Origin of the sequence: Microvirga alba (assembly GCF_015694465.1) — a bacterium.
Taxonomy (GTDB): domain Bacteria; phylum Pseudomonadota; class Alphaproteobacteria; order Rhizobiales; family Beijerinckiaceae; genus Microvirga; species Microvirga alba.
In genome coordinates, this window is sequence record NZ_JADQDO010000001.1 from 410,387 (window position 1) to 432,225 (window position 21,839).

Here is a 21,839-nt window from a genome sequence, read left to right on the forward strand (position 1 = left end):
GGTTCGCGCATTTCAGCGTTTGATCATGACTCGGCGAAACATGATCAGACTCTGATGAAAAACGCCTTACGGTGTCGTGGCGTTCGGCACCGGAATCACGTTGGGGGCCACCACGCGAATGGTCCGCTTGGTGCCGTCTCCCGCCACGATCTCACGCTTCGGGCCTTCACCCTGGTTCACGATGCGCGTGTTTTCGATCGATTGCGGTCCGATGCCGGACGATTCCTTGCTCGCTGTCGGAGCGGCGGCGGCAATTTCGGCCGCGGCCTGCGCTTCATCGGTCGCCTTTTTATCGGCGGCCTTGCGGGCCTGAACCACCTTGGGGCGTGACAGCTCCTCCGACTTCTCGGCGGTCACGATCACGTCGCCCTTGCGCTGCTCCAACATGCCCTCCGCACGGCGCAGAACGACGGCCCAGCTCTCATCGGCCTTCTTGCAGGCGCAGCTTTCGTCGAAGGTCTTGCGGAACTTGAAGGCGTTCGCGAGGGTGGTGTAGGGACGGCTGCCGGAGACCGAGATCGCGCGGTTGAGCGCGTCGTCGCCGCCCGAGGTGGCGAAGGCCAAGGTTTCCGTGCCGGGGCAGAGCGACTGGCACATCTCGTCTGCGCCCTCTCGGCCGCCGGGAGCGTTAGCCAAGGGGAAATACGAGCCGTCGCAGGTCTTCACGCAGACGAGCCGGCGTCCGCCGAGGGGCTGGTCCTCGGAGATGATGGGCTGGCCTTCCGGCATAATCTCCATCTGCTGCGGCTGCTGGCTGCGCGGGCCACCGAACAGGGTTTCGAAGAATCCGCGCGGCTGGTCGGTGCTGCAAGTCTGCTGGACCGCAGCCTGAAGCTGCCGGCGGCGGAACTCGAAATCGCCGGTTTCGGCGGCCTGCTGCGCCATCCGGTTGTATCCGGCTTCCAATTGGCGAACCTGTTGCAAGATCGGGCCGCATTCGGCCGGCGCGGGACCCGTCAGGAACCCGAGGGGGCCGCGCTCGCAGCCGATGGAGCGATAATAGCCCAACAGCCGGTTCAACTCGTTGCGCTGAGTCGCCATGGCCTCCGACTGGACGCTTCCGCCGCCCCGCTCCAAATTCGCCAGTTCAGCGCGAAAACGCTGACATTCCGCGGATTGGGCAAACGCAGCGTCGCCCGCGGCGAGAAAGGCCGTCGCGGCGATCAGGGAGCGGATGAAAGAGATCTTTTTCATAAATCTTGTCGCGAAACCGGATTCTTCAGGTCGTCAATGGCCCAGGTCGATGGTCATTTGACGTCGTGAAATTGACCCTAATGTGATTAACGCCTTGCACGCTCCGAGGGAAGCCAAGTAGCGTCCGCGGCAAGCGGCACAAGCCGCACCAGAGGATTTGAGGAAGAGCATGTACTCCCATACGACCGTCGGAGCAAATGACGTTCCCCGCGCCAAGGCGTTCTATGATGCGGTTCTCGGGCCGCTAGGCATCGAGGCGAAGCTCGTTTTCGATACGGCCATCGGCTACGGGCTGGCGGGCGGTCCCTCGCAATTCTGGGTCACGCAGCCCTTCGACGGGCGGGATCCTTCGGTCGGAAACGGCACCATGATCGCCTTCGCGGCCTCCGAAAGAGCTGCCGTCGACGCCTGTTACGCCGCCGCGATGGCGAAGGGCGGGAAGGATGAAGGCGCGCCGGGCCTGCGGCCGCACTATCACAAGGATTATTACGGCGCTTACTTTCGCGACCTCGACGGCAACAAGATCTGCGTCTGCAGCCAGCACGCAGAGTAGCCCTCGAAATTGTGAAGAACCTCCCCCACATAGCGCTCTCAAGGTGGGAGAATGCCGAATGCTCGCTCGAATCGTTCTGGCTCTGGCCCTTGCAGCCGGTGCTATCTCAGGCGCGCAGGCGCAAGAGCCGGACCTGATTTTCAAGAAATCGACCGTCTGGCGGGCACTGACTCCCAACGATAAGCTGGCGGTCTATGGCGTCGATGACCCCCTCGTGGAGGGCGTGGCCTGCCATTACACGACGCCGGAGCGCGGCGGCCTTTCGGGGACGTTCGGCGTCGCTGAGGAGGTATCCGACGTCTCGCTCTCCTGCCGTCAGGTCGGGCCGGTCCGCTTCAAGGGCAAGTTCGAGCAGGGTGACGTGGTGTTCAGCGAGCGCCGCTCGCTGATCTTCAAGAAGATGCAGATCGTCCGTGGCTGCGATGCCAAGCGCAACACCTTGGTCTACATGGTTTATTCCGACCGCCCGATCGAAGGTTCGCCCAAGAACTCGACATCCACGGTGCCGCTGATGCCCTGGGGCACGGACGTTCCGCCGAAATGCGGGGAATGGGTGAAATAGAAGAAGCGTCCTTGATGCTTCAGTTCACGCAGGTAATCGAAATCGGCAGCGGGGTGGGCGCGGCCGCGACTTTCTCGACCGATCCGGTGACATCCTCGGGATCTGCCTGCCGGAAGGAGACGGCCCGGACGTAACCTTGCGCTTCGCACCAGGTATCCGCCACAGCCTTGCCGCAGGTATGGCCCGAGACGAGGCACTCGGCGACGCCGTATCCGTCGGCGGCGGGCACCAGGAAGGTGGCTTCTGTCGCGGAGGCTTCGCTGCTTCGGGGCATCAGGGTCAACGACCCGGCGGCGGCAAGCACAACCGCACCCAATCCGAGCATGGCATATGCGCGGCGCATGGAAGACCTCACTGAAATTGAACTCGTGCTCCATTGTCACGATGGGGCGTGAATAAACCGCTAACGCGGTCACTGACAACGGACAGTCACGCTTGGGCCCTCTGGCAAAAAAATCATGGCTCGGGGTGGAGAACCTTGACGTGCTAAGGCCGACAGGGCATTGATGGGGCTATGAAAACGGCAACGATCCTCATTTCCGGGATTATTTGCAGCTAGCGCACCCGCTGGCTGGAGCCGTCTCGTTCTCATTTTACAGATCGAAACCATTCTCCGGCCTGCGGCCTGAAGGGACATGGTTTCATGACGCTTACACTGAGGCTTCACAACACGCTGACCCGGTCGAAGGACGCTTTCGTCCCGATCGACGACAAAAACGTGCGCCTCTATGTCTGCGGCCCGACCGTCTACGACTATGCTCATATCGGCAATGCGCGCCCGATTATCGTCTTTGACCTCCTGTTCCGTCTGCTGAGACATGTTTACGGAGCGGAAGCGGTTACGTATGTGCGCAACATCACGGATGTGGACGACAAGATCAACGCGCGCGCCGTACGCGATTACCCGGATCTGCCGCACAACGACGCGATCCGCGTGGTGACGCAGAAGACGGAAAAGCAGTTCCACGACGATATTCGTGCGCTGGGCGTGCTGATGCCCGAGCATGTGAACGAACTAGGCTCGCCGCCGCGCTTCGTCGAGCCCCGCGCGACCGAGCATATCGATGAGATGAAAATGATCATCGAGCGCCTGATCGCGCGCGGCGCAGCCTATGTGGCCGAGGATCACGTGTTGTTCAGCGTCTCGGGCATGCAGAAACTGCCGAACGTTCCGAAATATGGAGCGTTCTCGAAACGCTCGTTGGATGAGCTTCTTTCCGGCGCGCGCGTCGATGTTGCGCCCTACAAGCGCGACGCGATGGATTTCGTGCTGTGGAAGCCGTCCGGCCCTCAGGACCCGGCTTGGCCCTCGCCCGCCGGCATCGCAAAACCGGGCCGTCCGGGCTGGCATATCGAGTGCTCGGCCATGGCGTGGAAGCATCTGGTCCAGGCGTTCGAGACGCGGCTTTCCTGCAACGATCCCGCCGAGCGCGAGACCTTCGATATTCATGGCGGCGGCATCGATCTCGTCTTCCCGCATCACGAGAACGAGATCGCACAATCCTGCTGCGCTTTCGACGTTTCGCGCATGGCCAATGTCTGGATGCATAACGGCTTCCTGCAGGTGGAAAGCGAGAAGATGTCGAAATCGCTCGGCAACTTCTTCACCATCCATGACCTGCTCAAGGATTGGCCAGGCGAGGTCCTGCGCTTCAACATGCTCCGCACCCATTACCGCCAGCCGATCGACTGGACGGTGAAGGGGCTCGAGGAAAGCCAGAAGACTCTCGACCGTTGGTACGGCTTTGCGGGTGACGGCACGTCCGCCGCTCTCTCGAGCCAGGTCGTCGAGGCGCTGGCGGATGATCTCAACACGCCGAAGATGTTGGCGGAGCTTCATGCTCTCGATGGGCAGGGCGCGCATGACGAACTCGGCGCGAACCTTCGCGCGCTTGGCTTCCTTCTTGAAGGAGCCACTGCGTGGGAGGCGCGCAAGAAGGCGTCGCTCAGCGTCGACCCGACAATCGTTGAGGCGCTCATCGTCGCCCGCAAGGAGGCTCGCGCCTCCAAGAACTGGCCTGAATCCGACCGCATCCGCGACGAGCTCGCCGCCTTGAGCGTGGTGGTGAAGGACAACAAGGACGGCACCACCACCTGGGAGGTCGCGCGATGATGAGGCATTTCCATCAACGACGGCTCGTTTTGCTCTGTCCTCATCCTGAGGAGGCGCGCAGCGCCGTCTCGAAGGAGGCTCCAGAGCGCACTGGAAGCTCCTTCGAGACGCAGACTTCGCCTGCTCCTCGGGATGAGGGAAGCAGCAAGTGGAACTGTAAGGACGGGAGGCGCTGATGGGACAGTCTTTGCCAAAGCCCGGTCTTCGCCCGTTTCTTCCTGCAGACGTGTCGATGCTCGCCGAAATCTTTCAGGCGAGCGTCGAGGAACTGACGGGAGAGGATTACAGCGAAGGGCAGCAGGAGGCCTGGGCCGCGACGGCCGAGGACGAAACTTTCGCCCAGCGTCTTGCCGAAGGTTTGACGCTGATCGCGACGGTCGAGGGCTCGCCGGTGGGCTTCATCGCGCTGAGGAACAACGAGTTGATCGACCTGTTCTATGTGCATCCGGCGGTGGCGGGGCAGGGCGTCGGGTCGATGCTCTATGACGCTATCGAGAAGCTGGCCGGCGCGCGCGGGGCGGAGAAGCTCATCGCCGATGTGAGCGACAACGCACGCCCCTTCTTCGACAAGCGCGGCTTCCAGCCACAGCGCCGCAACACGATCCCGCTCGGCGACGAATGGCTCGGCAACACCACCATGGAAAAGCGCCTCGCATCGCAGGCGGAAGACAGGAAGCTTTCGTCATGACCCGCGAACGCATCTATCTCTACGACACGACCCTACGCGACGGCGCGCAGACCACGGGCGTCGACTTTTCTCTCGACGACAAGCGCGCCATCGCGAGCCTGCTCGACCGGCTCGGAATCGATTACGTGGAAGGCGGGTATCCTGGCGCGAACCCGCTCGACACGACGTTCTTTTCCGAAAAGCGCACCAGGAACGCCAAGTTCACCGCGTTCGGCATGACGAAACGCCCTGGCCGTTCGGTTTCGAACGATCCCGGCGTCGCGGCGCTGCTGGAGGCGCAGGCCGACGCGATCTGTTTCGTCACCAAGTCGTGGGACTACCATGTCCACGTTGCGCTTGAGACAACGTTGGAAGAGAACCTCGCCGGCATCCGCGACAGCGTCGCGGCCGCGCGCGAGAAAGGCCGCGAAGTCATCGTCGATTGCGAACATTTCTTCGACGGCTACAAGGCCAATCCCGAATACGCTTTGTCCTGTGCCAAGACGGCCTATGAGGCGGGCGCGCGCTGGGTCGTTCTCTGCGATACCAATGGCGGCACGCTGCCTCACGAAGTCACGGCCATCGTGACCGCCGTGACGAAGGCCGTGCCGGGCGTCAATCTCGGTGTCCACACCCATGACGATTGCGGCTGCGCGGTCGCCAATTCGCTCGCGGCGGTGGAGGCGGGCGCACGACATATTCAGGGCACCCTTAACGGTCTTGGCGAGCGCTGCGGCAACGCCAATCTGGTGACGCTGATCGGCGCGCTGAAATTGAAGAATGGTTATGCCGAGCGCTTCGATCTCGGCGTGTCGGACGAGACCTTGGGCGAGCTCACGCATGTCTCGCGGCAAGTGGACGAGATCCTCAACCGCCAGCCGAACCGTCACGCGCCCTTCGTCGGCGCAAGCGCCTTCGCGACCAAGGCGGGCATTCATGCGTCAGCCGTTTTAAAGGATCCACGCACCTACGAGCACGTCGAGCCGGAAGTCGTCGGCAATGTGCGCAAGGTTCTGGTGTCGGATCAGGGTGGCCAATCGAACGTGCTGGCCGAGTTGAAGCGCCTCGGCTTCGCACTCGAAAAAGGCGATCCGCGCGTGGGGCGCGTGCTCGACGAAGTGAAGCGCAAGGAAGCGGAAGGTTTTGCGTTCGAGGGCGCGGACGCGTCGTTCTTCGTGCTGGTCAAGCGCATGCTTGGTGAAGTGCCTGCCTTCTTCGACGTCGAGCGTTTCTCGGTCAATGTGGAGCGCCGCTACAACGCGCTCGGCGAACTCGTGATGGCCTCCGAGGCCATCGTGAAGGTGCGTGTCGGCGATGAGGTCCTGATCTCAGCGGCCGAGGGCAACGGCCCGGTCAACGCACTCGACGTGGCTTTGCGCAAGGATCTCGGCAAGTATCAGGAGTTGATCCGGGATCTGGAGCTGATCGACTATAAGGTTCGCATTTACCAGGGCGGGTCGGACGCGGTGACGCGCGTGCTGATAGAGTTCACGGATGACTCCGGAGATCGTTGGACGACCATCGGCGTGTCGCCCAACATTATCGACGCCTCGTTCCAGGCGCTGACGGATTCGATCGTCTACAAACTCTTGAAAGGCGGAGCCGCGCTTTAGGGCGAGGCCGGATCTTATCGAAACTTGCCGGGCCCGTTCATGACCATTTCAACCCTGCTTCCCCTCCTGGGCATCATCCTCGGCGGCGTGTTTCTCTCCTCGCAGGCGCCGATCAATGCGGCGCTCGCGCGAGCGATGGGGGATCCGGTGCTTGCGGCCTGCATATCATTCGGAATCGGGTTTTCCGTTCTGGCTATCATCAGCACCCTCCGGGGCGCGTGGCCAACGGGTAGCGCCGTGGCCTCCGCGCCCTGGTGGTCGTGGCTTGGAGGGTTCCTGGGAGCCTTCTATGTGGCCATCGTGATCTGGGGCGTGCCGCAGCTCGGTGTGGTCAGCACCGTGGCCGCGCTGGTGTTCGGCCAGCTTGCGGCGGCCTTGGTCATGGATGCCGTGGGAGCGTTTGGACTCCCCGTTCAGGAGATCACCTGGCAGCGGCTCGTGGCGGCGGCTCTCATCCTGAGCGGGCTCGTTCTGTCCCGCGCCGGATGATTGTCAGAACTTCGTCTCGATGAGATCGGCATTCTCGACGAGCCTGACCCGCCGCGCAGAGGCCTCAAGCATCGGAATCACGTCCTCGACCTGCTCGGCCACGAGATAGTTCAGTTCGAGTCCGGGGCGGATGAAACCCTGCTCGCGCATATGGGCGAAGAGGTTCAGAAGCGGCTTCCAGAAGCCATTAGTGCTCAACATCAGAATCGGCTTGGTGTGCCGTCCGAGCTGGGCCCAGGTCATTTGTTCCACAAGTTCTTCGAGGGTGCCGATGCCACCGGGCAGGGCGACAAAGGCGTCCGCTTTCTCGAACATGAGACGCTTGCGGGTGTGCATGTCGGGAACGACGATGGTTTCCTGCACCGCATCGAGCAATTTCTCGCGGGATTTTAGAAAGTCGGGTATGATTCCCGTAACATAGCCGCCGTGGTCGAGAACGGCCTGCGCCACTGTGCCCATGAGGCCGACATTGCCGCCGCCATAGACCAAACTGATTCCTTCCTCGGCCATGGATCGGCCTAATGCCGCCGCATTTTCCGCGAAAACGGGCTCGTCACCGAATCCGGAGCCGCAATAGACGCAGATGGATTTGATTGCTGACATGGGCTTTTCGGGGAAGCGGGGTGCCTCCCGCGTTGAGTCGTAAAACATTGTTATTCTTCCTTATGGCCGTAGCCTTTTCAAACATAAACGGCTTAAATGCAGGAAAGTGCCGCGGTTGAGAAAAAGCAGTATGGCGAACGAGAAACAGGTCCGGGGGACGATCGCGATCCTCGGCGCGGCAGCCGTTGCTGTCGTCGCAGTTCTGCTGGGCGTATTGTATTGGGAAACAGTGGAAATCCCGGTGGTTTCGAAGAGCGAGCCGCCCGTTGCCTCGTCCCCGCCGCAATCATCTCAAGCTCCTTCCTCGCATGTTGCGGTGGCGCCTCAAGCAGCCCCCGCTGAAACCAAGCCCGTTCCCGCGGAAGCACCGAAAGCCCCGGCTCCCATCGTTCCGTCCTTTGATGTGGTGCGTGTCGAGCCCGATGGCGAGAGCGTCATCGCCGGCCGCGCGGCCCCGGGGGCGACCATCGAATTGTTGCGCGGCGATCAGGTGCACGCCCGTGCCGCTGCCGACGCATCGGGCCTGTTCGCCCTTGTGCCGCCACCTCTGCCGCCCGGTTCCCATCAGATCATTCTGCAATCCATTGCTCCGGACGGCACCCGCCAGCGCTCTCGCGAGAGCGTGACAGTGGTCATCAGCCCGGCCAAGACCCGGCCGCTCGTGGCCCTGACGGCGCCCGACAAGCCGACGGTCCTCCTGTCCAATCCGGAACCTCCGGAAGCCAAGCCAGCTCAGGAAACGAAGACTGCGGAGACTCCGGCTCCCGCCGCCGCCGCAACGCAGCAGAAGACTACCACCGCACCGGAAACTGCTCCGCCGGCGGTCACGCCTCGTCCCGAGATCAAGATCGTGAGCGTCGAATCGGAATCGGGGCGGCTTTTTGTCTCCGGCCAGACCGCATCGGGGGCCACGGTTCGCCTCTATTTGAACGACAGCTTCATCGCTCCCGGCGGGGCAGGGGGGGACGGCAAGGTCTCCTTCTCCATCGGTAGCGGGGTCCGCCCCGGCGACTATCGGGTCCGGCTCGACGATGTGGATCCCGTCTCGGGCCAGGTGAAATCGCGCGCCGAGGTGGCCTTCAACGTACCCGTCCAGGTGGTGGCGGCAGAGCCTCCGGCCCCAGCCGCTCCCGCGCAGGCTGCTTCGCCGTCGACTGCGTCACCGCCTCCCGCCGCGCCGCAGGCCAACAGCGCGATCGCGTCCTCCGGGGCCCAGCCGACAGACCCCGGAACGGTGATCATCCCGAATATCAACACGGCTCTTGTGTCGCGAGGCGACAACCTTTGGCGCATCAGCCGGCGGACCTACGGCGAAGGGTATCGCTATACGGTGATCTACGGGGCCAACCAGGACCAGATCCGCAATCCGAACCTGATCTATCCCGGACAGGTTTTTGTTCTCCCCGCCGACCAGGGACAGAGAACAAACTGATCATTGGAACGGGTGGCGGGGTGAATTCGTCCTGCCGATCGTCTATATCGAGATCCAACATTTGATTGGATCTCAGCGAATGCCTCCCTCCAGCGCCGTTCCGTCGGCCAGCTCAGCCAAGCCGAAGCCTCCCGGTTTGGTCGCGACCATCTCCAAATTGTGGCCTTATCTCTGGCCGCATGGCCGCGTGGACCTTCAACGCCGCGTCTTCCTGGCATTCGGCCTGCTTCTGGTCGCGAAAGCCGTGACCATGGTCACGCCCTTTGCCTTCAAGTGGGCGACAGACGCGCTTGTCGCCGTGACCACCGGGGCGGGAGGGGGTGTGGAGGCCGCCGCGACCTCCGGTTCCTGGCTCTGGCGCGCACCCCTTATCCTGACGATCATCTACGGTGTGACCCGTGTTCTCATGGCCCTGCTGACGCAGGTCCGAGACGGGCTTTTCGCCAAGGTCGCCATGCATGCGGTGCGCAAGCTCGCGCTTCAGACTTTCGAACACATGCACCGTCTGTCCTTGCGATTTCATCTGGAACGCAAGACCGGTGGCCTGACCCGCGTTCTCGAGCGCGGCCGCGAGGGCATCGAGGAATTGTCGCGCCTCGTGGTGCTGACCCTGATCCCGACCATCGTCGAGTTCGTGCTCGTGCTCGGCATCCTCGCCTGGGAATTCGACTGGCTCTATTCGGCCGTCGTGCTGGTGATGGTGGTGGTCTATCTCGCCTATACCTACCAGGCCACCGAATGGCGGATCTCGATTCGCCGGCGCATGAACGAATCCGACACGGACGCGAACACCAAGGCGGTCGATTCGCTGTTGAACTATGAGACCGTGAAGTACTTCGGCGCGGAGGCCCGGGAGGCGATCCGTTACGACCACTCCATGGAGCGCTACGAGAAGGCCTCGACGCAGACCTATACCTCGCTCGCCGTGCTCAACGCCGGTCAGGCTGTGATCTTCTCCATCGGCATGACCCTGGTCATGATCCTCGCCGCGCGGGACATCATGGCTGGCCGCGCTTCCATCGGCAGCTTCGTGCTCGTCAACGCCATGCTCGTGCAGCTTTATATTCCCCTGAATTTCATGGGGATGCTCTACCGCGAGATCAAACAGGCGCTCATCGACATCGACGACATGTTCAGGATCATCGATCGCAACCCGGAAATCCAGGACAAGCCGAACGCCAAGCCGCTCCACGTCGCCGAGGGCGTGGTACGTTTCGAGGACGTGCATTTCTCCTACATTCCGGAGCGTCCGATCCTGAAAGGCGTCTCCTTCGAGGTGCCCGCCGGCCACACGGTGGCGATCGTCGGCCCGTCCGGCGCCGGGAAATCCACGATCTCCCGCCTGCTCTTCCGGTTCTACGAGCCCGCGAGCGGTCGCATCCTCATCGACGGCCAGAACATTGCCGATGTGCAGCAATCGACCCTGCGCAAGGTCATCGGCATGGTTCCGCAGGACACGGTGCTGTTCAACGACACCATCGGCTACAACGTTCAGTACGGCCGCTGGGACGCCGCTGCCGAAGAGGTGAGGGAGGCCGCGCGCCTCGCGCAGATCGACCGTTTCATCAGCCACCTTCCCGAGGGCTACGATACGCCGGTCGGCGAACGCGGCCTGAAGCTGTCGGGCGGCGAGAAGCAACGCGTGGCGATTGCCCGGACCATCCTCAAGGGGCCGCCGATCCTCGTTCTCGACGAGGCGACCTCGGCACTGGATTCCTTCACTGAAAAGGAAATCCAGGACGCCCTCGATAGGGTCAGCCAGGGGCGCACGACACTTGTCATCGCGCACCGGCTGTCCACCATTATCGGTGCGGATGAGATCATCGTCCTCGACCATGGGCGCATCGCCGAGCGTGGCACGCATACGGGCCTGCTGGCATCCGGTGGCCTCTACGCTGCCATGTGGAACCGCCAGCGCGAGGCCGACGAGGCTCGCGAGGCCCTGAAACGCGTGGAAGAGGAAGAGAGCAGCAAGGAGAGCGTGGCGGGTTGACGGAACCCGCTGCCCCTGCCATCCCCTCTTCCAAATCATTGAGGTTTCACAAGAATGACCGACATTCTGGATTCGATGCGCCGCATCTTCGTTCCGATCCACAAGGAAGGGTATCCCTTCATCCTCATCGCGCTCATCGCGACGATCCTGTTGGGAAGTCTTTGGTCACCCTTGGCCTGGATCGGCGCGATTCTCACGGTGTGGGTCTGCTACTTCTTCCGCGATCCGCAGCGCGTGACGCCGATCCGTGATGGCCTCGTCGTATCGCCGGCCGATGGCAAGGTCAGCCTCATCACCACCGCCGTGCCGCCGGCGGAGCTTGATCTGCCCAACGAGCCCATGACCCGCATTTCGGTGTTCATGAACGTGTTCGACTGTCACGTGAACCGTTCGCCGGTCGCGGGCCGCATCACGCAGATCCTCTATACGCCGGGCCTTTTCCTCAACGCCGAGCTCGACAAGGCGAGCGAGGACAACGAGCGCAACGCCCTCGTCATCGAAACGGGCGGGACCAAGATCGGCGTCGTGCAGATCGCGGGCCTCGTGGCACGTCGCATCGTGTCCTTCGTCAAGGAGGGCGACAGCTTGAGCCCCGGCGAGCGCTTCGGCCTGATCCGCTTCGGTTCCCGGCTCGACATTTATGTGCCGCTCTCGACGCAGGTCCTCGTCGGCCTCGGCCAGACCGCGGTCGCGGGCGAGACGGTTCTGGCCGACCTCTCGGCGAATGAGCCGGCGCGTCAGCACCGGGTCGGCTAGCGTCGCTTGCCGCTTAGGCGGCCAGCACCTAGAATCATCACATGAGTGAACTTTTCCCGCCCTTCGCACCAGACCCGAACGAGCCGCGCAAGCGCCTCTTCAAGCCGGTGCCGTTTCGCGTCATCGCGCCGAACATCATTACCCTGATCGCTCTCTGCCTCGGCCTGACGGCGATCCGGCTGGCCTATGAAGGGCGCATGGAACCGGCCGTTATCGCTATCGTTGCGGCGGCCTTTCTGGATGGGGTCGACGGGCGGGTCGCGCGGTTGTTGAAGGGGACGTCCCGGTTCGGGGCAGAGCTGGATTCCCTTGCCGATTTCGTCAATTTCGGCGTCACTCCGGCGCTCGTTCTCTACAGCTTCATCCTCCACGAACTCAAAGCGATCGGCTGGATCGCGGTCCTGGTTTTCGCCATCGCCATGGCCCTGCGTCTTGCGCGCTTCAACGTGATGCTCGACGATCCCGACCGCCCGGAATGGCAGAAGAACTTCTTCACCGGCATGCCCGCGCCCGCAGGCGCGCTGACCTCGATGCTGCCGCTCTATCTGTCCTTCCTCGGTGTTCCGATGGGCGTGGCGGTCGCGCCGATTGTGCTGGTCTATCTGCTGGGCCTCGCCTTCCTGATGGTATCAACGATCCCGGTCTATTCAGGCAAGAGCATCGGCAAATACGTTCCGCGCCATTGGGTGCTGCCGATCTTCGTCCTGTCGGTGGCGGCCTTCGGCCTGCTGGTCAGTTTCCCGTTCGAAGTGCTGACCGCGATCACGCTTCTCTTCCTCGCGACCATTCCGATCAGCGCGGCCCGCTATCGCAAGCTGGATCAGGCGCATGCCGCCGGCGTGGCCGAGGCAAAGGGCGAGCAGCGGCCGCCGCTTGAATCAACAGGGCCCGGTTCCATCTGACCGGGCGCGGGTGGCGCTCGTTTCACGCGCCGGTTCGCAAAAAGAGAGCCTTCTCGGGCTTTAACCGCGTGGAGATCATTGTGGCGTCATCCTCCGAACCAGCGACTCCCAGTTGGCGTCCGAAGCTGGTGCTGGCCTCCGCATCTCCCCGGCGGCTCGCCCTGCTGCAACAGGCCGGGATCGAGCCCGACGCGCTTCTGCCAGCCGACGTGGATGAGACGCCCCTCAAAGGTGAGGGACCTAAAGACCTCGCAAAACGCCTGTCACGCTCGAAGGCGGAGATCGCCTTGAGAACAGCGCGCAATCGCGAGGACTTGAAGGATTCGTTCATTCTCTCCGCCGACACGGTGGTCGTCGCGGGAGGACGCATTCTCCCGAAGGCCGAAGTGGTAGACGAGGCGGCGGCCTGCCTGCGCCTGCTCTCGGGCCGCGCGCACAGGGTCTACACCTCGGTGTGCCTCGTGACGCCCAAGGACACGATTCGCGAGCGCCTCGTGGAGACCCGCGTCCGATTCAAGCGCCTGTCGCGGGAAGAGTTCGAGCACTACCTCGCCTCGGGCGAATGGCGCGGCAAGGCGGGAGGCTACGCGATCCAAGGGCTCGCGGGCACCTTCGTGATCAAACTCGTAGGGTCATACACGAACGTCGTCGGCCTGCCGCTTTATGAGACCGTCGCGCTTCTCGACGGGGAGAGCTTCCCGGTCCGATTCACCTGGCTCAACGCGGCCTGAACGGCGAGGAGGGGACAATGACGCCCGCCAATGAAAACAAGCCGCAGGCCTCCGCCGGCAAGTGCCCCGTCTGCGGCAAGCCCATGCAGGTCGAATACCGGCCTTTCTGCTCCAAGCGCTGCGCCGATGTCGACCTCAATCGCTGGCTTACGGGAGGCTATGCCATCCCCGCGGTCGAGGATGACGAAGACCGCGACGAAGGCGACCGCGAAGCCTAATCGAATTTTCCTCAAACTTGTCGCTCAAGACCGCTAGACATGTGCCGCAGGTCTGACTATACAACCGGCCACTGACGCACACGGCCGCACGGCCAGCGCCAGATGCCCAGGTAGCTCAGTTGGTAGAGCATGCGACTGAAAATCGCAGTGTCGGTGGTTCGATTCCGCCCCTGGGCACCATTTATTTTCCAAGGCTTTCGGCCCAGTACGTCGCCCAAAATATGAAGGCGTGTTACCGGGCTCTGTTCGCGGGTGTTCACTCAGATTTTTCCGGCTTCCTCCGCCGCGCGTTTCTGATATCCGCGACCTTCCCCGTCTGAACGATCGAGCCGCGGTTATAACCCATCGTTGTCGAGAGCTCCGTGTGGGTCGCGGCCTTCATCAAGTCCGCCGAATCCGCGCCAGCCTCGAATGCTTCCGACACTGCGCCGGATCGGCTGTCCATGTTCCAGAGGTCATCAGGCCATTCGGCCTTCTTCGCGATCTTGCGGAACTTCCGGGAGAAGGTCGCTCGGCGCCACGGCTTGCCGGATGATTCGTCTAGGATGATTGGACCGATATGCTTGGTCTCCAGCACTGCCATCAGCATGGCGAGCAAATCTGGGTTTTTCCGTAGATCGTGCTCTGCGACCTCTGTGCCATTTGATTCTGATGTCTGCTTCTTCAGCACCCAATTCTTATCGATCCGCTCAGACTTGGCGGCCATTCATCTGAAGGGTGTGCAGAAACCCGATCCTCATGGACATCTCGACGAACACGCCGTCGAAGGCTGATGGGTCGGATGGCGCTACGCCGACCGAGATGGGCGCGCAACGATATCAACATCGACGGCGCCGTAGCCGGTTATTACATCGATGGCACGGCGAACTATGTCTTCGGTCGCGTCTGCAACCGCCTTAACAGCGGCGGCGGGTGAACGAACGCTCTTCGACGGCTACAGGCCTCACCATCACCAACAACTAGCGACAGTGGGTGCGTTGCCGGTGTGACCCGCTAATTGATGCTCGCCCCAAGTTCAAAGGGGCGGGCATGGCGCGGCGGGTCAATCAGGAAGGCCTTGAGAAAATCCAGGGGTTTGAAGGGCGGCTGAATGTTTACCTCGACGGCGGCGGCGTCCCGACGATTGGTTAAGGTAATACGCGCGCCGTCCCCATGGGGATGACCTGCACTGAGGAACAGGCCGAGGCTTGGCTTCTTGAGGATCCGGCCCAAGCCGAGCTTGCAGTTGAGCGTGGCGTAAAGGTGCCCTTGACGGGCAGCCAATATGCAACTTTGGTCTCGTTCACCCTCAATATTGGGACAGGCGACCCGAGCGACCCTAAGGCTTCGGTCGGCTTCCTGACTTCGACCCTCCTGAGGAAGCTGAATAAGGGCGACTATGATGCGTCCCCGGCGAGCTTACGAGAAGTGGGTCAATGATAACGGCAAGCGTCCAAGGCCTTGTGAACCGCCGCGCTGCTGAGGCTGGCCTGTGGGCTAAGGGCTCGTTCGTGGTTTCGAATGCGGTCCCGGCTGCTCCGAAGGTGCCACCCGTCATCACCAAAGAGAATGTGACCTAGGCGGTTGGCATCCTTACCGCTCTCGCAAATTCGTTCTCCTCCGGACCGATGCAGTATGTCTTTGCTGGCACCATCGCGGTGGCGTTCGGCCTCGGGCTCTACTGGCCGGTCCAGGGCCATAAGGAAGCTGCGGCATGACCGCTGGTCCAGGGGCAACGGTTGGCGGATGGGGGCTATGACAGTGACGAACAAGATCACAAAGGCGAGGCTATAGCCTCGCCTTTGTGACTCCCTTCTCTCCAATGAGGTGTCTCATACGTGCGCGATCACCGCCCCGATCCTCGGTGTCACGTGGCTACTGTTTCAGTTCGCGCTCAAGATCCGAGACAAGCTGAAGCGCCGGTAAATTACTCCGACGGCAGGATGGCTGAGATCAGGGAAAGTTCGTATAGGGAGGCTTGATCTGGCTTTGCCAGGATCGCTGCTCCAACCCGCGCCAACTGAGATGTATCGGCCTCGCACGATTGAGCCGCCGCATACGCCTCCCAGAATGCCTTGCCTCCGGCAGAGGCGAAGATTGCTGACATGTCGAACGGTTCCATCTTGATAGCGGTGAACACCGACTTGAACGAGTCGGCCATTGCCGACGCCGGAACAAAGCCGTTGCCGCATCGGCTGCCGTTAACCTGAGCAACCCATTCGTCTGTTATCCGGCGCATAGCTGGCAGGTCGTAGCCTTCAGCCTCAGCGCAGGCGATGTTGCCCCAGTCTGCCCAGCAATTCTTGATCATCCGATTGCGTCCGAGATGGGCCGGGAAGTTCAAGGCATACAGCCGAGACCCTTGGCGGCGGATTATGTTCGGGCCGTTGTAGGCATAAGGAGAGAAAAGATACTCATACGGGCCATCTTTCACGTATTGTAGCTGTTTGTATTGCACGTAGCCGGTCGGGCCCATCGTGCTGCCGACAAGCACTGCCGTAGACTTAGTGGTGTCAACTAGCGCTGAATTATAGATAATGTATGAGCGGTTGAAGAGTGGTATCCGCGGCCCCGCAGAATAGAGATAATCGCCTTGATCAGCTTTGAGAGGCGGGACGCTTGGCTCCCAACCCGACCAATCTTTTGTGTCTCTGACATATGAACCAGCGACGCAAAGGCTCGGATAGTCAATCGAGACGAACCGCTCGTCCTTGGTGGATATGATCGTCAGCTTCCCATTCGCGACGGTGGCCGCATAAGGCTGCGAGAACATTCCTCGCCCTGGACCGGCACCGCCGATCGTAGCGGTGATTTTCTTAGTCTCGGGATCGAGGATGGTGACATACCCGGTTTCGGCATCTGCAACGACGAGCTTGCCGGTCCCATCCGGTGCGACAGTGGTGGGCCAAAGGAATTCAAGTTTGTTGGGATCCCAGCCACGGGAGCCGAAGACGTCCAGCTGCGTCCCCGTCTCCTGATCGAACACATAGATTTTGCGGTCAACGAGGCCAGAGGCATACACGCGACCGTTCATTGTCGTGATGCCGTGAGCTTGCCCGACATTGCGCTCCCAAAGCAGCTTTGCTTCGCGCTTGTCAATATCGACCTTCCAGCCGAGGACCCGGCTCCCGTCATACTCGGCCACGGACAGAATCGACGTTGCGCTGTCGAAGGTTACGCCCTCGGGTGAGATCATGCCCCCGATGTCAAAGAGAAACTCGAGAGATGCACCGTCATAACGGAAGACAGATACTTTATTCAGAAGGTAATCGGCAGAGAAAAGGAGCTGACGGGACGGCGAGTAGGTGAGGCCGGCCGGTTGCACCTTGGGCTTTTCACCTTTGATCGGAACGGCTCCGATCTCCTTTGTCTCCGTATCCAATAGCAGGATCTCAAGGAAATTCCCGACGAAGACCTGCGTGGCAGAGATAGGTGCCAGAGCCGCGATGTTCAGGAATCGGATGGGGGCGTCCTTGTCCGTGAACTGTACATAGGGGGCCGAACCCAGGCCTTCTTGAGTTGTGGCCGGGTAGCATTGCTCTGCGGCGATGGAGGGCTGAGCCGCGATGCCAAGAAGGGCCGCGATGGCAAGGAACTTGAACATGTCTGTATTCTACCTATTCCGGGCTGCATCCCCATTCGCGCGGAGAGCAGGCCGTCGTTAACGTTTGCGTAGAGCAGGGCCGAAGGGGCTAATGAGCAGCGACCCACCGATTACCATTGGGTTCGCGTGACAAGTGTTGATTCAGGACGCTGTGCGGGGACGTTCTGCCAAACCGACTGTCCGGATTGAAGATAGAGTTTGGCTCGCAAGGGGCGCGGCTGAGATTGCCGCGAAAATTCCCTGCCTCATCATAGAGCTTCAGGACGTCAGCCCTGACTGGGAGACATTCTTTGGCCGCCACTGGCTGAGTAAATACGCCGGCGAACGCCAAGCTATGATAAACCTGAACATCAGATTGATATCCCCTTTGATACATAGGTACTATGTCTTAAATGGAATTAAAAGGTGGTCAATCGCGGTCTTCCGGCCCACCTCCATTCCTGCTCATTCCTTCCTCTCCGCATCGGAAGTTTCGCGGTAACATGTCTCAACGATTCCAATAGGTTCAGGCCGACTGAAAATCGCAGTGCCGGGGGTTCGATTCCGCCCCTGGGAACCATTTTCCCAATTTAAAATCAAAGACTTAAGTGCAACGCGGCGAATCGTTCTATGCCTTTGCGTTTTCAATACAAATTGCATTCGAGAATGCGATTGCTAACCATTCGCTCCAGCAAGATCGTTCCGATCAGCAACCGCGCTTCACGTAGAGTGGAACCGCTGCGCAGGTAGCGCTATGCTCTTGGCGACACCGCTGAGAGCGATCGAAGTCTGTCAGATTAGGCTCCGAGGCGTGACAAAGCACCGCCGTATCATAGCTTTAGATACAGGCGACCGGTTGTATAGTTGATAAATGCTAAGCTCTGCTCTCAGCCCGATGCGCCCGAAGTTGAGATGTTCGCTGATCTCAAGGCGATCTGCACGTCGCTTGGCTGCATCCACGCGGTTGCCTACTTCTGTTGGCGCGACAACCTGATTCGGTACAGCGGTCCCCACGTGGCTGCGAAGGATCTAGAATACCAGCATTCTTTACGACAAACTTCTCCGGACCGAGATTGCGATTTTGATCGGCCTGATGGTTCAAGAACCTATCAACACATCGCTGCCCGATCCAAAGATCATGCAGGGCTACATTGAGCGTACGGAGGCGCTTCTCCACGAACTCCATCAAACATTGATTAAGCCTTGGTTCGAGAGTTGGGACTTAAAAGAGAGGCTAGATGCCGGAGCGCAACCCGTTCGGGTACGCGGCGGCAATGCGCGAGCCGATTTTCTATGCAGGCGGGTCAGCCTGCAGCTTCTAATACGGTGATCTGGCCCGTGAAAGTTCCGCGCGGACGACCGGTGGCTTGAGGCAAACAAGGCGTTTCGGATTGATGCAGCTCATCAAATCGCTGAACCGCTTGGGAGATTGCTGTCGCAGCGCCAACTCAAGTGTGTCGACGGCGGAGCAATTCCAGTCCAGTGGGGCGGCGTAAAAGCAGGCCACGGCGGGAGAAGGCGCGACACAGCAAAGGGTGCTATTCCGCGCTCAATATCCCAGACGGGCTGAGGTTCGATGAGGACAGTGAGGCAACGCGTTAGTCCGGCTCAGGTTTCGAAGGAAAGATACGGCGGCGGGCCACCCACTCAATGATTTGTCCTCGCATCCGACAGATCTATACGTGGAGCTAGGTTTCTACGCAGGACTTCAGACGCTGGGGTTGGATATCGTCTGACGAGTCGCTCTGGGTCGCCGTGCCAGAGCGGCTCGATCTCGCTCGAGAAGGCGACGTACTCTTCCATCGAGTGGAAATAGTAGAGAATATCAGAGGGGTTATAGAGTCCTTCTTCCAGAGCCAGAACGACAGACCGCCCAAGCCAGGTTGCGAGGCCGTCGCGGTGCTGATCGAAGATTGCAATCTTCGATGACGATACTTTTCCCCCTTGAAGCATCTCGTTGAAGTTCGTCTTCGCGACCAGCCCTATGGTCGGATCAACCAACATCTGGTCTTCACCAATCTGAGCGAATAGCTGAGCATGGTTGCCGACGGCGCCACCGTCGAAGCCGACGAATATAAGCTTATGCGGCACTGTCAGAAGAATCGTCGCGAAGTAGCCCGTCAACGCTGCATAGTTATCGCAGGACAGGGTCTTGTCCCGGAGGAGGTCTTTGAGCTTGAGAGACGTGCTCGTGCCATAGGGAGCCATGGCATTGGCGGCAACCGAGGCAAAAGCGGCTCTGGTTTGTTGTTCGCCCAATTCAAGATTGGCTAACTGCCGCTTCAGTTCTCCTTCGCATGCTGAGTAAGCAACGGGCAGGGTCCTATAGGGATCCTGGCGTATCGCTTCGATCTGCACGGCGGTCAGGCACTCGAGCCGAGGTGTCGCCTGGAAGCGCTTCTCTCTATCACTGACACGCTTTTGTGCTGACGCTTCTTCATTTGCTAATCGGATCTGCAGCGAAATCTCTTCGAGCTTTGCCTTTTCTTTCCATGCCGCTGCAAGTTGATCAGAAGCGGCCTGAAGGTCATCCCTCCGGCTCCTGAGGGTTTCTTCCGTGGAGGCAAGTTCCTCCTTACGCTGCCGGGACCTCTCTTCTGTCTCTTGAACCTGAGTCGTCAGGCTCGCGAGGCGGCTCGCTTCGGATTCAGCTTGTGTGGTGATCTGAGACGCCTGTTGCTCCGCGGCCTGAGCCCTCGCTTGGAGATGGAGAAGGGTGCCCGTGGCGTTCTGTTGTTGTATAAGCTGGTTAGCCGTCTCTGCCTGCATCATTTGCAGCATTCGGACTTGCCTACGAAGGTCTCTCCGATGCTCTGCCTGAGCCCAGAAAAGCCCTCCCACTAACGCAGTGCAGACGGTAGCAGCGAAAATGACGGCTAGGCTGTAGCGCCTTGGGATTGATTGTGTCTTCATCAAGGTATGCGGTAGTTAATAGAAGACTCGCGGTCAACTGTAGATACTTTAGGATCTGATATATCGACCCATATCTAGGCCGTTTCCTCCTCGTTTTTAGCACCAAACTTAGTAACATACCATTTAAGTTTCCGTACGCTGCAGGGCTTTGAAGCCAAGAAGTTTCCCATTGGACCTGGGCGGGAATCCAATGTGGGAAACTCTTGTGATTTCTCTGTTCTCCACACCTGCCTACACGCGTCTACGATCGGGCGGCTTTGTGGCAGCGATCCGGGACCGAGACAGATTAGGCTCCACGAGAAAAACCTAAGTTTTTGATTTATTGCACAATTGTGCCTCTCCCCGGGCGCGCCGTTAGCACTTCGATGCCGCGCATATCAGCTCTCAGGACCTTGCCGCTGGCGGATTCGGTCTTAGGAACCGCCTCGACCGCGTTCGTATTGAAATGCAGGCTCTCCTGGAGGGCTTTGGGGCGGTCAATGGAGGGGAATATGCCGCAGAATCGGTTCAGCGTGGGGGACCATGTGACGTGGAATTCCGAGGCCGGGCATGTCAGCGGCCGGATTGTCAAAGTTCACACCCAGAACGTGAATTACAAGGGCTACATTCATCACGCGAGCGCGGATGATCCTCAGTACGAAATCAAAAGCGACAAGACGGACCATGTCGCTATGCACAAAGGCCGTGCGCTGCAAAAGGTGAAATAGCCTTTCTCGCCGGACGCAGCTGCCAAGTTGGCGGCGCGGCGCTCGCATGGCATGCGGCCGCGATGAGCCTTCGAGAATGATTGTTTTGCGGCGGTGCATCGGCAGAGTACGCTTGGCAATACGATGCAGCCAAAGCGAAACGGAGGGGAGGGCGATGAGAAGTCTCTCAGTCTTGCTCATGCTCCTCGCGATGTTGACGCCGGTGGGAGCCCTTCCGATGATTTCAAACGACCTGAGCCTCATTGAGGCCGCCGGGCGCGGCGATGTCGCTTCGGTCCGTGACCTGCTCGCCAAAGGCGCCGGCGTCAATGCGCGCGATTCGCAGAAGCGCACGGCGCTTCTCGCAGCGACGCAGGGCGACCACGTCGCGGCGGCGCGCATGTTGATCGAAGCCGGGGCGGACGTGAACGCTCAGGATTATCAGCGCGACAGCGCCTATCTGCTCGCGGGTGCGCGAGGTTATCTCGACATTCTACGCCTGACGCTCGCGAATGGCGCGGACCTGAAGAGCACGAACCGCTATGGCGGCACGGCTCTCATTCCCGCTTGCGAGCGGGGGCATGTGGAGACGGTGAGGGAACTTCTCAAAACCGACATCGATGTGAACCACGTCAACAATCTCGGCTGGACCGGCCTGATGGAGGCGATCGTCCTCAGCGATGGTGGCCCGCGCCATGCGGAGATCGTCAAGATGCTGATCGAGAGCGGACGCGCGGACGTCAACATTCCTGACAGGGACGGGATCACGCCTTTGCAGCATGCGAAGAAGCGCGGTTTTCGCGAGATCGCCGCGCTTCTGGTGAATGCTGGGGGACGCTGAGAGCTGCGGTC

General features: G+C 60.6%; 23 protein-coding genes and 1 tRNA gene. 17 read left to right on the forward strand and 7 right to left on the reverse strand.

Going from position 1 to position 21,839, the window contains the following annotated elements:
* Positions 1–66: 66 nt before the first annotated feature.
* Positions 67–1,194 carry a DUF2865 domain-containing protein gene (locus I2H38_RS01905; RefSeq protein WP_196270103.1) on the reverse strand — a complete coding sequence of 376 codons (1,128 nt, stop codon included), beginning with the start codon at positions 1,192–1,194 and terminating at the stop codon, positions 67–69.
* 169 nt (positions 1,195–1,363) lie between these two features.
* Between I2H38_RS01905 and I2H38_RS01910 the strand changes: the two genes are divergently transcribed.
* A complete protein-coding gene (locus tag I2H38_RS01910) occupies positions 1,364–1,747 on the forward strand; it encodes a VOC family protein (RefSeq protein WP_196270104.1) in 384 nt (127 codons plus the stop codon).
* Positions 1,748–1,805: 58 nt separating this feature from the next.
* A complete protein-coding gene (locus tag I2H38_RS01915; protein WP_196270105.1) occupies positions 1,806–2,309 on the forward strand; it encodes a CreA family protein in 504 nt (167 codons plus the stop codon).
* A gap of 19 nt (positions 2,310–2,328) precedes the next feature.
* On the opposite strand, the gene I2H38_RS01920 is transcribed toward I2H38_RS01915, so the two are convergent.
* Complete coding sequence (locus I2H38_RS01920; RefSeq protein WP_196270106.1) at positions 2,329–2,652, reverse strand: hypothetical protein; 324 nt, start codon at positions 2,650–2,652, stop codon at positions 2,329–2,331.
* A 300-nt stretch (positions 2,653–2,952) separates the two neighbouring features.
* On the opposite strand from I2H38_RS01920, the gene cysS reads away from it, so the two are divergent.
* The 4 genes from cysS (at position 2,953) to I2H38_RS01940 (ending at position 7,191) form a co-directional block, all read left to right on the forward strand.
* Positions 2,953–4,422, forward strand: coding sequence for a cysteine--tRNA ligase (gene cysS / locus I2H38_RS01925; RefSeq protein ID WP_196270107.1), 1,470 nt, complete (start codon positions 2,953–2,955; stop codon positions 4,420–4,422).
* Between the two features lie 175 nt (positions 4,423–4,597).
* Positions 4,598–5,110: a GNAT family N-acetyltransferase gene (locus tag I2H38_RS01930; protein WP_196270108.1), complete on the forward strand. Its 513-nt coding sequence runs from the start codon at positions 4,598–4,600 to the stop codon at positions 5,108–5,110.
* Positions 5,107–6,702, forward strand: coding sequence for a citramalate synthase (cimA, locus tag I2H38_RS01935; protein WP_196270109.1), 1,596 nt, complete (start codon positions 5,107–5,109; stop codon positions 6,700–6,702). Before I2H38_RS01930 ends, cimA begins: the two co-directional genes overlap by 4 nt.
* 39 nt (positions 6,703–6,741) lie before the next feature.
* Entirely contained in the window at positions 6,742–7,191 is a 450-nt protein-coding gene (locus I2H38_RS01940; protein ID WP_196270110.1) for a DMT family transporter, read from the forward strand.
* Between the two features lie 3 nt (positions 7,192–7,194).
* Here the strand turns inward: I2H38_RS01940 and I2H38_RS01945 are convergent, their stop codons facing one another.
* On the reverse strand, positions 7,195–7,794 hold the full coding sequence (locus I2H38_RS01945; protein ID WP_196270111.1) for an LOG family protein: 600 nt from the start codon (positions 7,792–7,794) through the stop codon (positions 7,195–7,197).
* Positions 7,795–7,924: 130 nt separating this feature from the next.
* Here I2H38_RS01945 and I2H38_RS01950 point away from each other — a divergent pair, with 130 nt between their 5' ends.
* The 7 genes from I2H38_RS01950 to I2H38_RS01980 all read left to right on the forward strand — a co-directional run bounded on the left by I2H38_RS01950 (position 7,925) and on the right by I2H38_RS01980 (position 14,006).
* Positions 7,925–9,226, forward strand: a complete 1,302-nt coding sequence (locus tag I2H38_RS01950) for a LysM peptidoglycan-binding domain-containing protein (protein WP_196270112.1) — start codon at positions 7,925–7,927, stop codon at positions 9,224–9,226.
* 79 nt (positions 9,227–9,305) lie between these two features.
* Positions 9,306–11,219, forward strand: a complete 1,914-nt coding sequence (locus I2H38_RS01955) for an ABCB family ABC transporter ATP-binding protein/permease (protein WP_196270113.1) — start codon at positions 9,306–9,308, stop codon at positions 11,217–11,219.
* A gap of 54 nt (positions 11,220–11,273) precedes the next feature.
* On the forward strand, positions 11,274–11,975 hold the full coding sequence (locus tag I2H38_RS01960; protein WP_196270114.1) for a phosphatidylserine decarboxylase: 702 nt from the start codon (positions 11,274–11,276) through the stop codon (positions 11,973–11,975).
* Positions 11,976–12,016: 41 nt separating this feature from the next.
* Positions 12,017–12,877: a CDP-diacylglycerol--serine O-phosphatidyltransferase gene (pssA, locus tag I2H38_RS01965; protein WP_196270115.1), complete on the forward strand. Its 861-nt coding sequence runs from the start codon at positions 12,017–12,019 to the stop codon at positions 12,875–12,877.
* A gap of 80 nt (positions 12,878–12,957) precedes the next feature.
* Positions 12,958–13,608 carry a Maf-like protein gene (locus tag I2H38_RS01970; RefSeq protein WP_196270116.1) on the forward strand — a complete coding sequence of 217 codons (651 nt, stop codon included), beginning with the start codon at positions 12,958–12,960 and terminating at the stop codon, positions 13,606–13,608.
* 17 nt (positions 13,609–13,625) lie between these two features.
* Positions 13,626–13,826: a DNA gyrase inhibitor YacG gene (yacG, locus tag I2H38_RS01975; protein WP_196270117.1), complete on the forward strand. Its 201-nt coding sequence runs from the start codon at positions 13,626–13,628 to the stop codon at positions 13,824–13,826.
* Positions 13,827–13,930: 104 nt separating this feature from the next.
* Positions 13,931–14,006: transfer RNA gene (locus tag I2H38_RS01980), tRNA-Phe, on the forward strand.
* Positions 14,007–14,082: 76 nt separating this feature from the next.
* Here the strand turns inward: I2H38_RS01980 and I2H38_RS01985 are convergent.
* The gene (locus I2H38_RS01985) at positions 14,083–14,496 is read right to left on the reverse strand and encodes a site-specific integrase (protein WP_196270118.1); all 414 of its coding nucleotides are present in this window, start codon (positions 14,494–14,496) and stop codon (positions 14,083–14,085) included.
* A gap of 111 nt (positions 14,497–14,607) precedes the next feature.
* On the opposite strand from I2H38_RS01985, the gene I2H38_RS21210 reads away from it, so the two are divergent.
* A complete protein-coding gene (locus I2H38_RS21210; RefSeq protein ID WP_267875933.1) occupies positions 14,608–14,742 on the forward strand; it encodes a hypothetical protein in 135 nt (44 codons plus the stop codon).
* Positions 14,743–14,819: 77 nt separating this feature from the next.
* Here I2H38_RS21210 and I2H38_RS01990 read toward each other — a convergent pair whose 3' ends face one another.
* Positions 14,820–15,089: a hypothetical protein gene (locus I2H38_RS01990; RefSeq protein ID WP_196270615.1), complete on the reverse strand. Its 270-nt coding sequence runs from the start codon at positions 15,087–15,089 to the stop codon at positions 14,820–14,822.
* On the opposite strand from I2H38_RS01990, the gene I2H38_RS21475 reads away from it, so the two are divergent.
* Positions 14,985–15,245 carry a lysozyme gene (locus I2H38_RS21475; RefSeq protein ID WP_196270119.1) on the forward strand — a complete coding sequence of 87 codons (261 nt, stop codon included), beginning with the start codon at positions 14,985–14,987 and terminating at the stop codon, positions 15,243–15,245. The two genes, I2H38_RS01990 and I2H38_RS21475, sit on opposite strands and share 105 nt — an antisense overlap.
* 487 nt (positions 15,246–15,732) lie before the next feature.
* On the opposite strand, the gene I2H38_RS02000 is transcribed toward I2H38_RS21475, so the two are convergent.
* Both I2H38_RS02000 and I2H38_RS02005 read right to left on the reverse strand, forming a co-directional pair.
* Complete coding sequence (locus I2H38_RS02000) at positions 15,733–17,409, reverse strand: NHL repeat-containing protein (RefSeq protein ID WP_196270120.1); 1,677 nt, start codon at positions 17,407–17,409, stop codon at positions 15,733–15,735.
* Between the two features lie 1,626 nt (positions 17,410–19,035).
* Positions 19,036–20,169, reverse strand: a complete 1,134-nt coding sequence (locus I2H38_RS02005; RefSeq protein ID WP_196270121.1) for a hypothetical protein — start codon at positions 20,167–20,169, stop codon at positions 19,036–19,038.
* Between the two features lie 623 nt (positions 20,170–20,792).
* Here I2H38_RS02005 and I2H38_RS02010 point away from each other — a divergent pair.
* Entirely contained in the window at positions 20,793–21,008 is a 216-nt protein-coding gene (locus tag I2H38_RS02010; RefSeq protein WP_196270122.1) for a hypervirulence associated TUDOR domain-containing protein, read from the forward strand.
* 217 nt (positions 21,009–21,225) lie between these two features.
* Positions 21,226–21,828 (forward strand): ankyrin repeat domain-containing protein, encoded by a 603-nt coding sequence (locus I2H38_RS02015; RefSeq protein WP_229426533.1) that lies wholly within the window; start codon positions 21,226–21,228, stop codon positions 21,826–21,828.
* Positions 21,829–21,839: the final 11 nt, after the last annotated feature.

Bases quoted from the DNA above. Each gene is read 5' to 3' on its own strand.
- I2H38_RS02010 (WP_196270122.1), top strand. From the start codon at position 20,793: ATGCCGCAGAATCGGTTCAGCGTGGGGGACCATGTGACGTGGAATTCC.
- I2H38_RS21210 (WP_267875933.1), top strand. From the start codon at position 14,608: ATGGCGCTACGCCGACCGAGATGGGCGCGCAACGATATCAACATCGAC.
- I2H38_RS21475 (WP_196270119.1), top strand. From the start codon at position 14,985: ATGACCTGCACTGAGGAACAGGCCGAGGCTTGGCTTCTTGAGGATCCG.
- I2H38_RS02005 (WP_196270121.1), bottom strand. From the start codon at position 20,169: ATGCTGCAAATGATGCAGGCAGAGACGGCTAACCAGCTTATACAACAA.
- I2H38_RS01905 (WP_196270103.1), bottom strand. From the start codon at position 1,194: ATGAAAAAGATCTCTTTCATCCGCTCCCTGATCGCCGCGACGGCCTTT.
- I2H38_RS01930 (WP_196270108.1), top strand. From the start codon at position 4,598: ATGGGACAGTCTTTGCCAAAGCCCGGTCTTCGCCCGTTTCTTCCTGCA.
- I2H38_RS01955 (WP_196270113.1), top strand. From the start codon at position 9,306: ATGCCTCCCTCCAGCGCCGTTCCGTCGGCCAGCTCAGCCAAGCCGAAG.
- cysS (WP_196270107.1), top strand. From the start codon at position 2,953: ATGACGCTTACACTGAGGCTTCACAACACGCTGACCCGGTCGAAGGAC.
- cimA (WP_196270109.1), top strand. From the start codon at position 5,107: ATGACCCGCGAACGCATCTATCTCTACGACACGACCCTACGCGACGGC.
- I2H38_RS01940 (WP_196270110.1), top strand. From the start codon at position 6,742: ATGACCATTTCAACCCTGCTTCCCCTCCTGGGCATCATCCTCGGCGGC.
- pssA (WP_196270115.1), top strand. From the start codon at position 12,017: ATGAGTGAACTTTTCCCGCCCTTCGCACCAGACCCGAACGAGCCGCGC.
- I2H38_RS01920 (WP_196270106.1), bottom strand. From the start codon at position 2,652: ATGCGCCGCGCATATGCCATGCTCGGATTGGGTGCGGTTGTGCTTGCC.
- I2H38_RS01910 (WP_196270104.1), top strand. From the start codon at position 1,364: ATGTACTCCCATACGACCGTCGGAGCAAATGACGTTCCCCGCGCCAAG.
- I2H38_RS02000 (WP_196270120.1), bottom strand. From the start codon at position 17,409: ATGTTCAAGTTCCTTGCCATCGCGGCCCTTCTTGGCATCGCGGCTCAG.
- I2H38_RS02015 (WP_229426533.1), top strand. From the start codon at position 21,226: ATGATTTCAAACGACCTGAGCCTCATTGAGGCCGCCGGGCGCGGCGAT.
- yacG (WP_196270117.1), top strand. From the start codon at position 13,626: ATGACGCCCGCCAATGAAAACAAGCCGCAGGCCTCCGCCGGCAAGTGC.
- I2H38_RS01915 (WP_196270105.1), top strand. From the start codon at position 1,806: ATGCTCGCTCGAATCGTTCTGGCTCTGGCCCTTGCAGCCGGTGCTATC.
- I2H38_RS01945 (WP_196270111.1), bottom strand. From the start codon at position 7,794: ATGTCAGCAATCAAATCCATCTGCGTCTATTGCGGCTCCGGATTCGGT.
- I2H38_RS01960 (WP_196270114.1), top strand. From the start codon at position 11,274: ATGACCGACATTCTGGATTCGATGCGCCGCATCTTCGTTCCGATCCAC.
- I2H38_RS01950 (WP_196270112.1), top strand. From the start codon at position 7,925: ATGGCGAACGAGAAACAGGTCCGGGGGACGATCGCGATCCTCGGCGCG.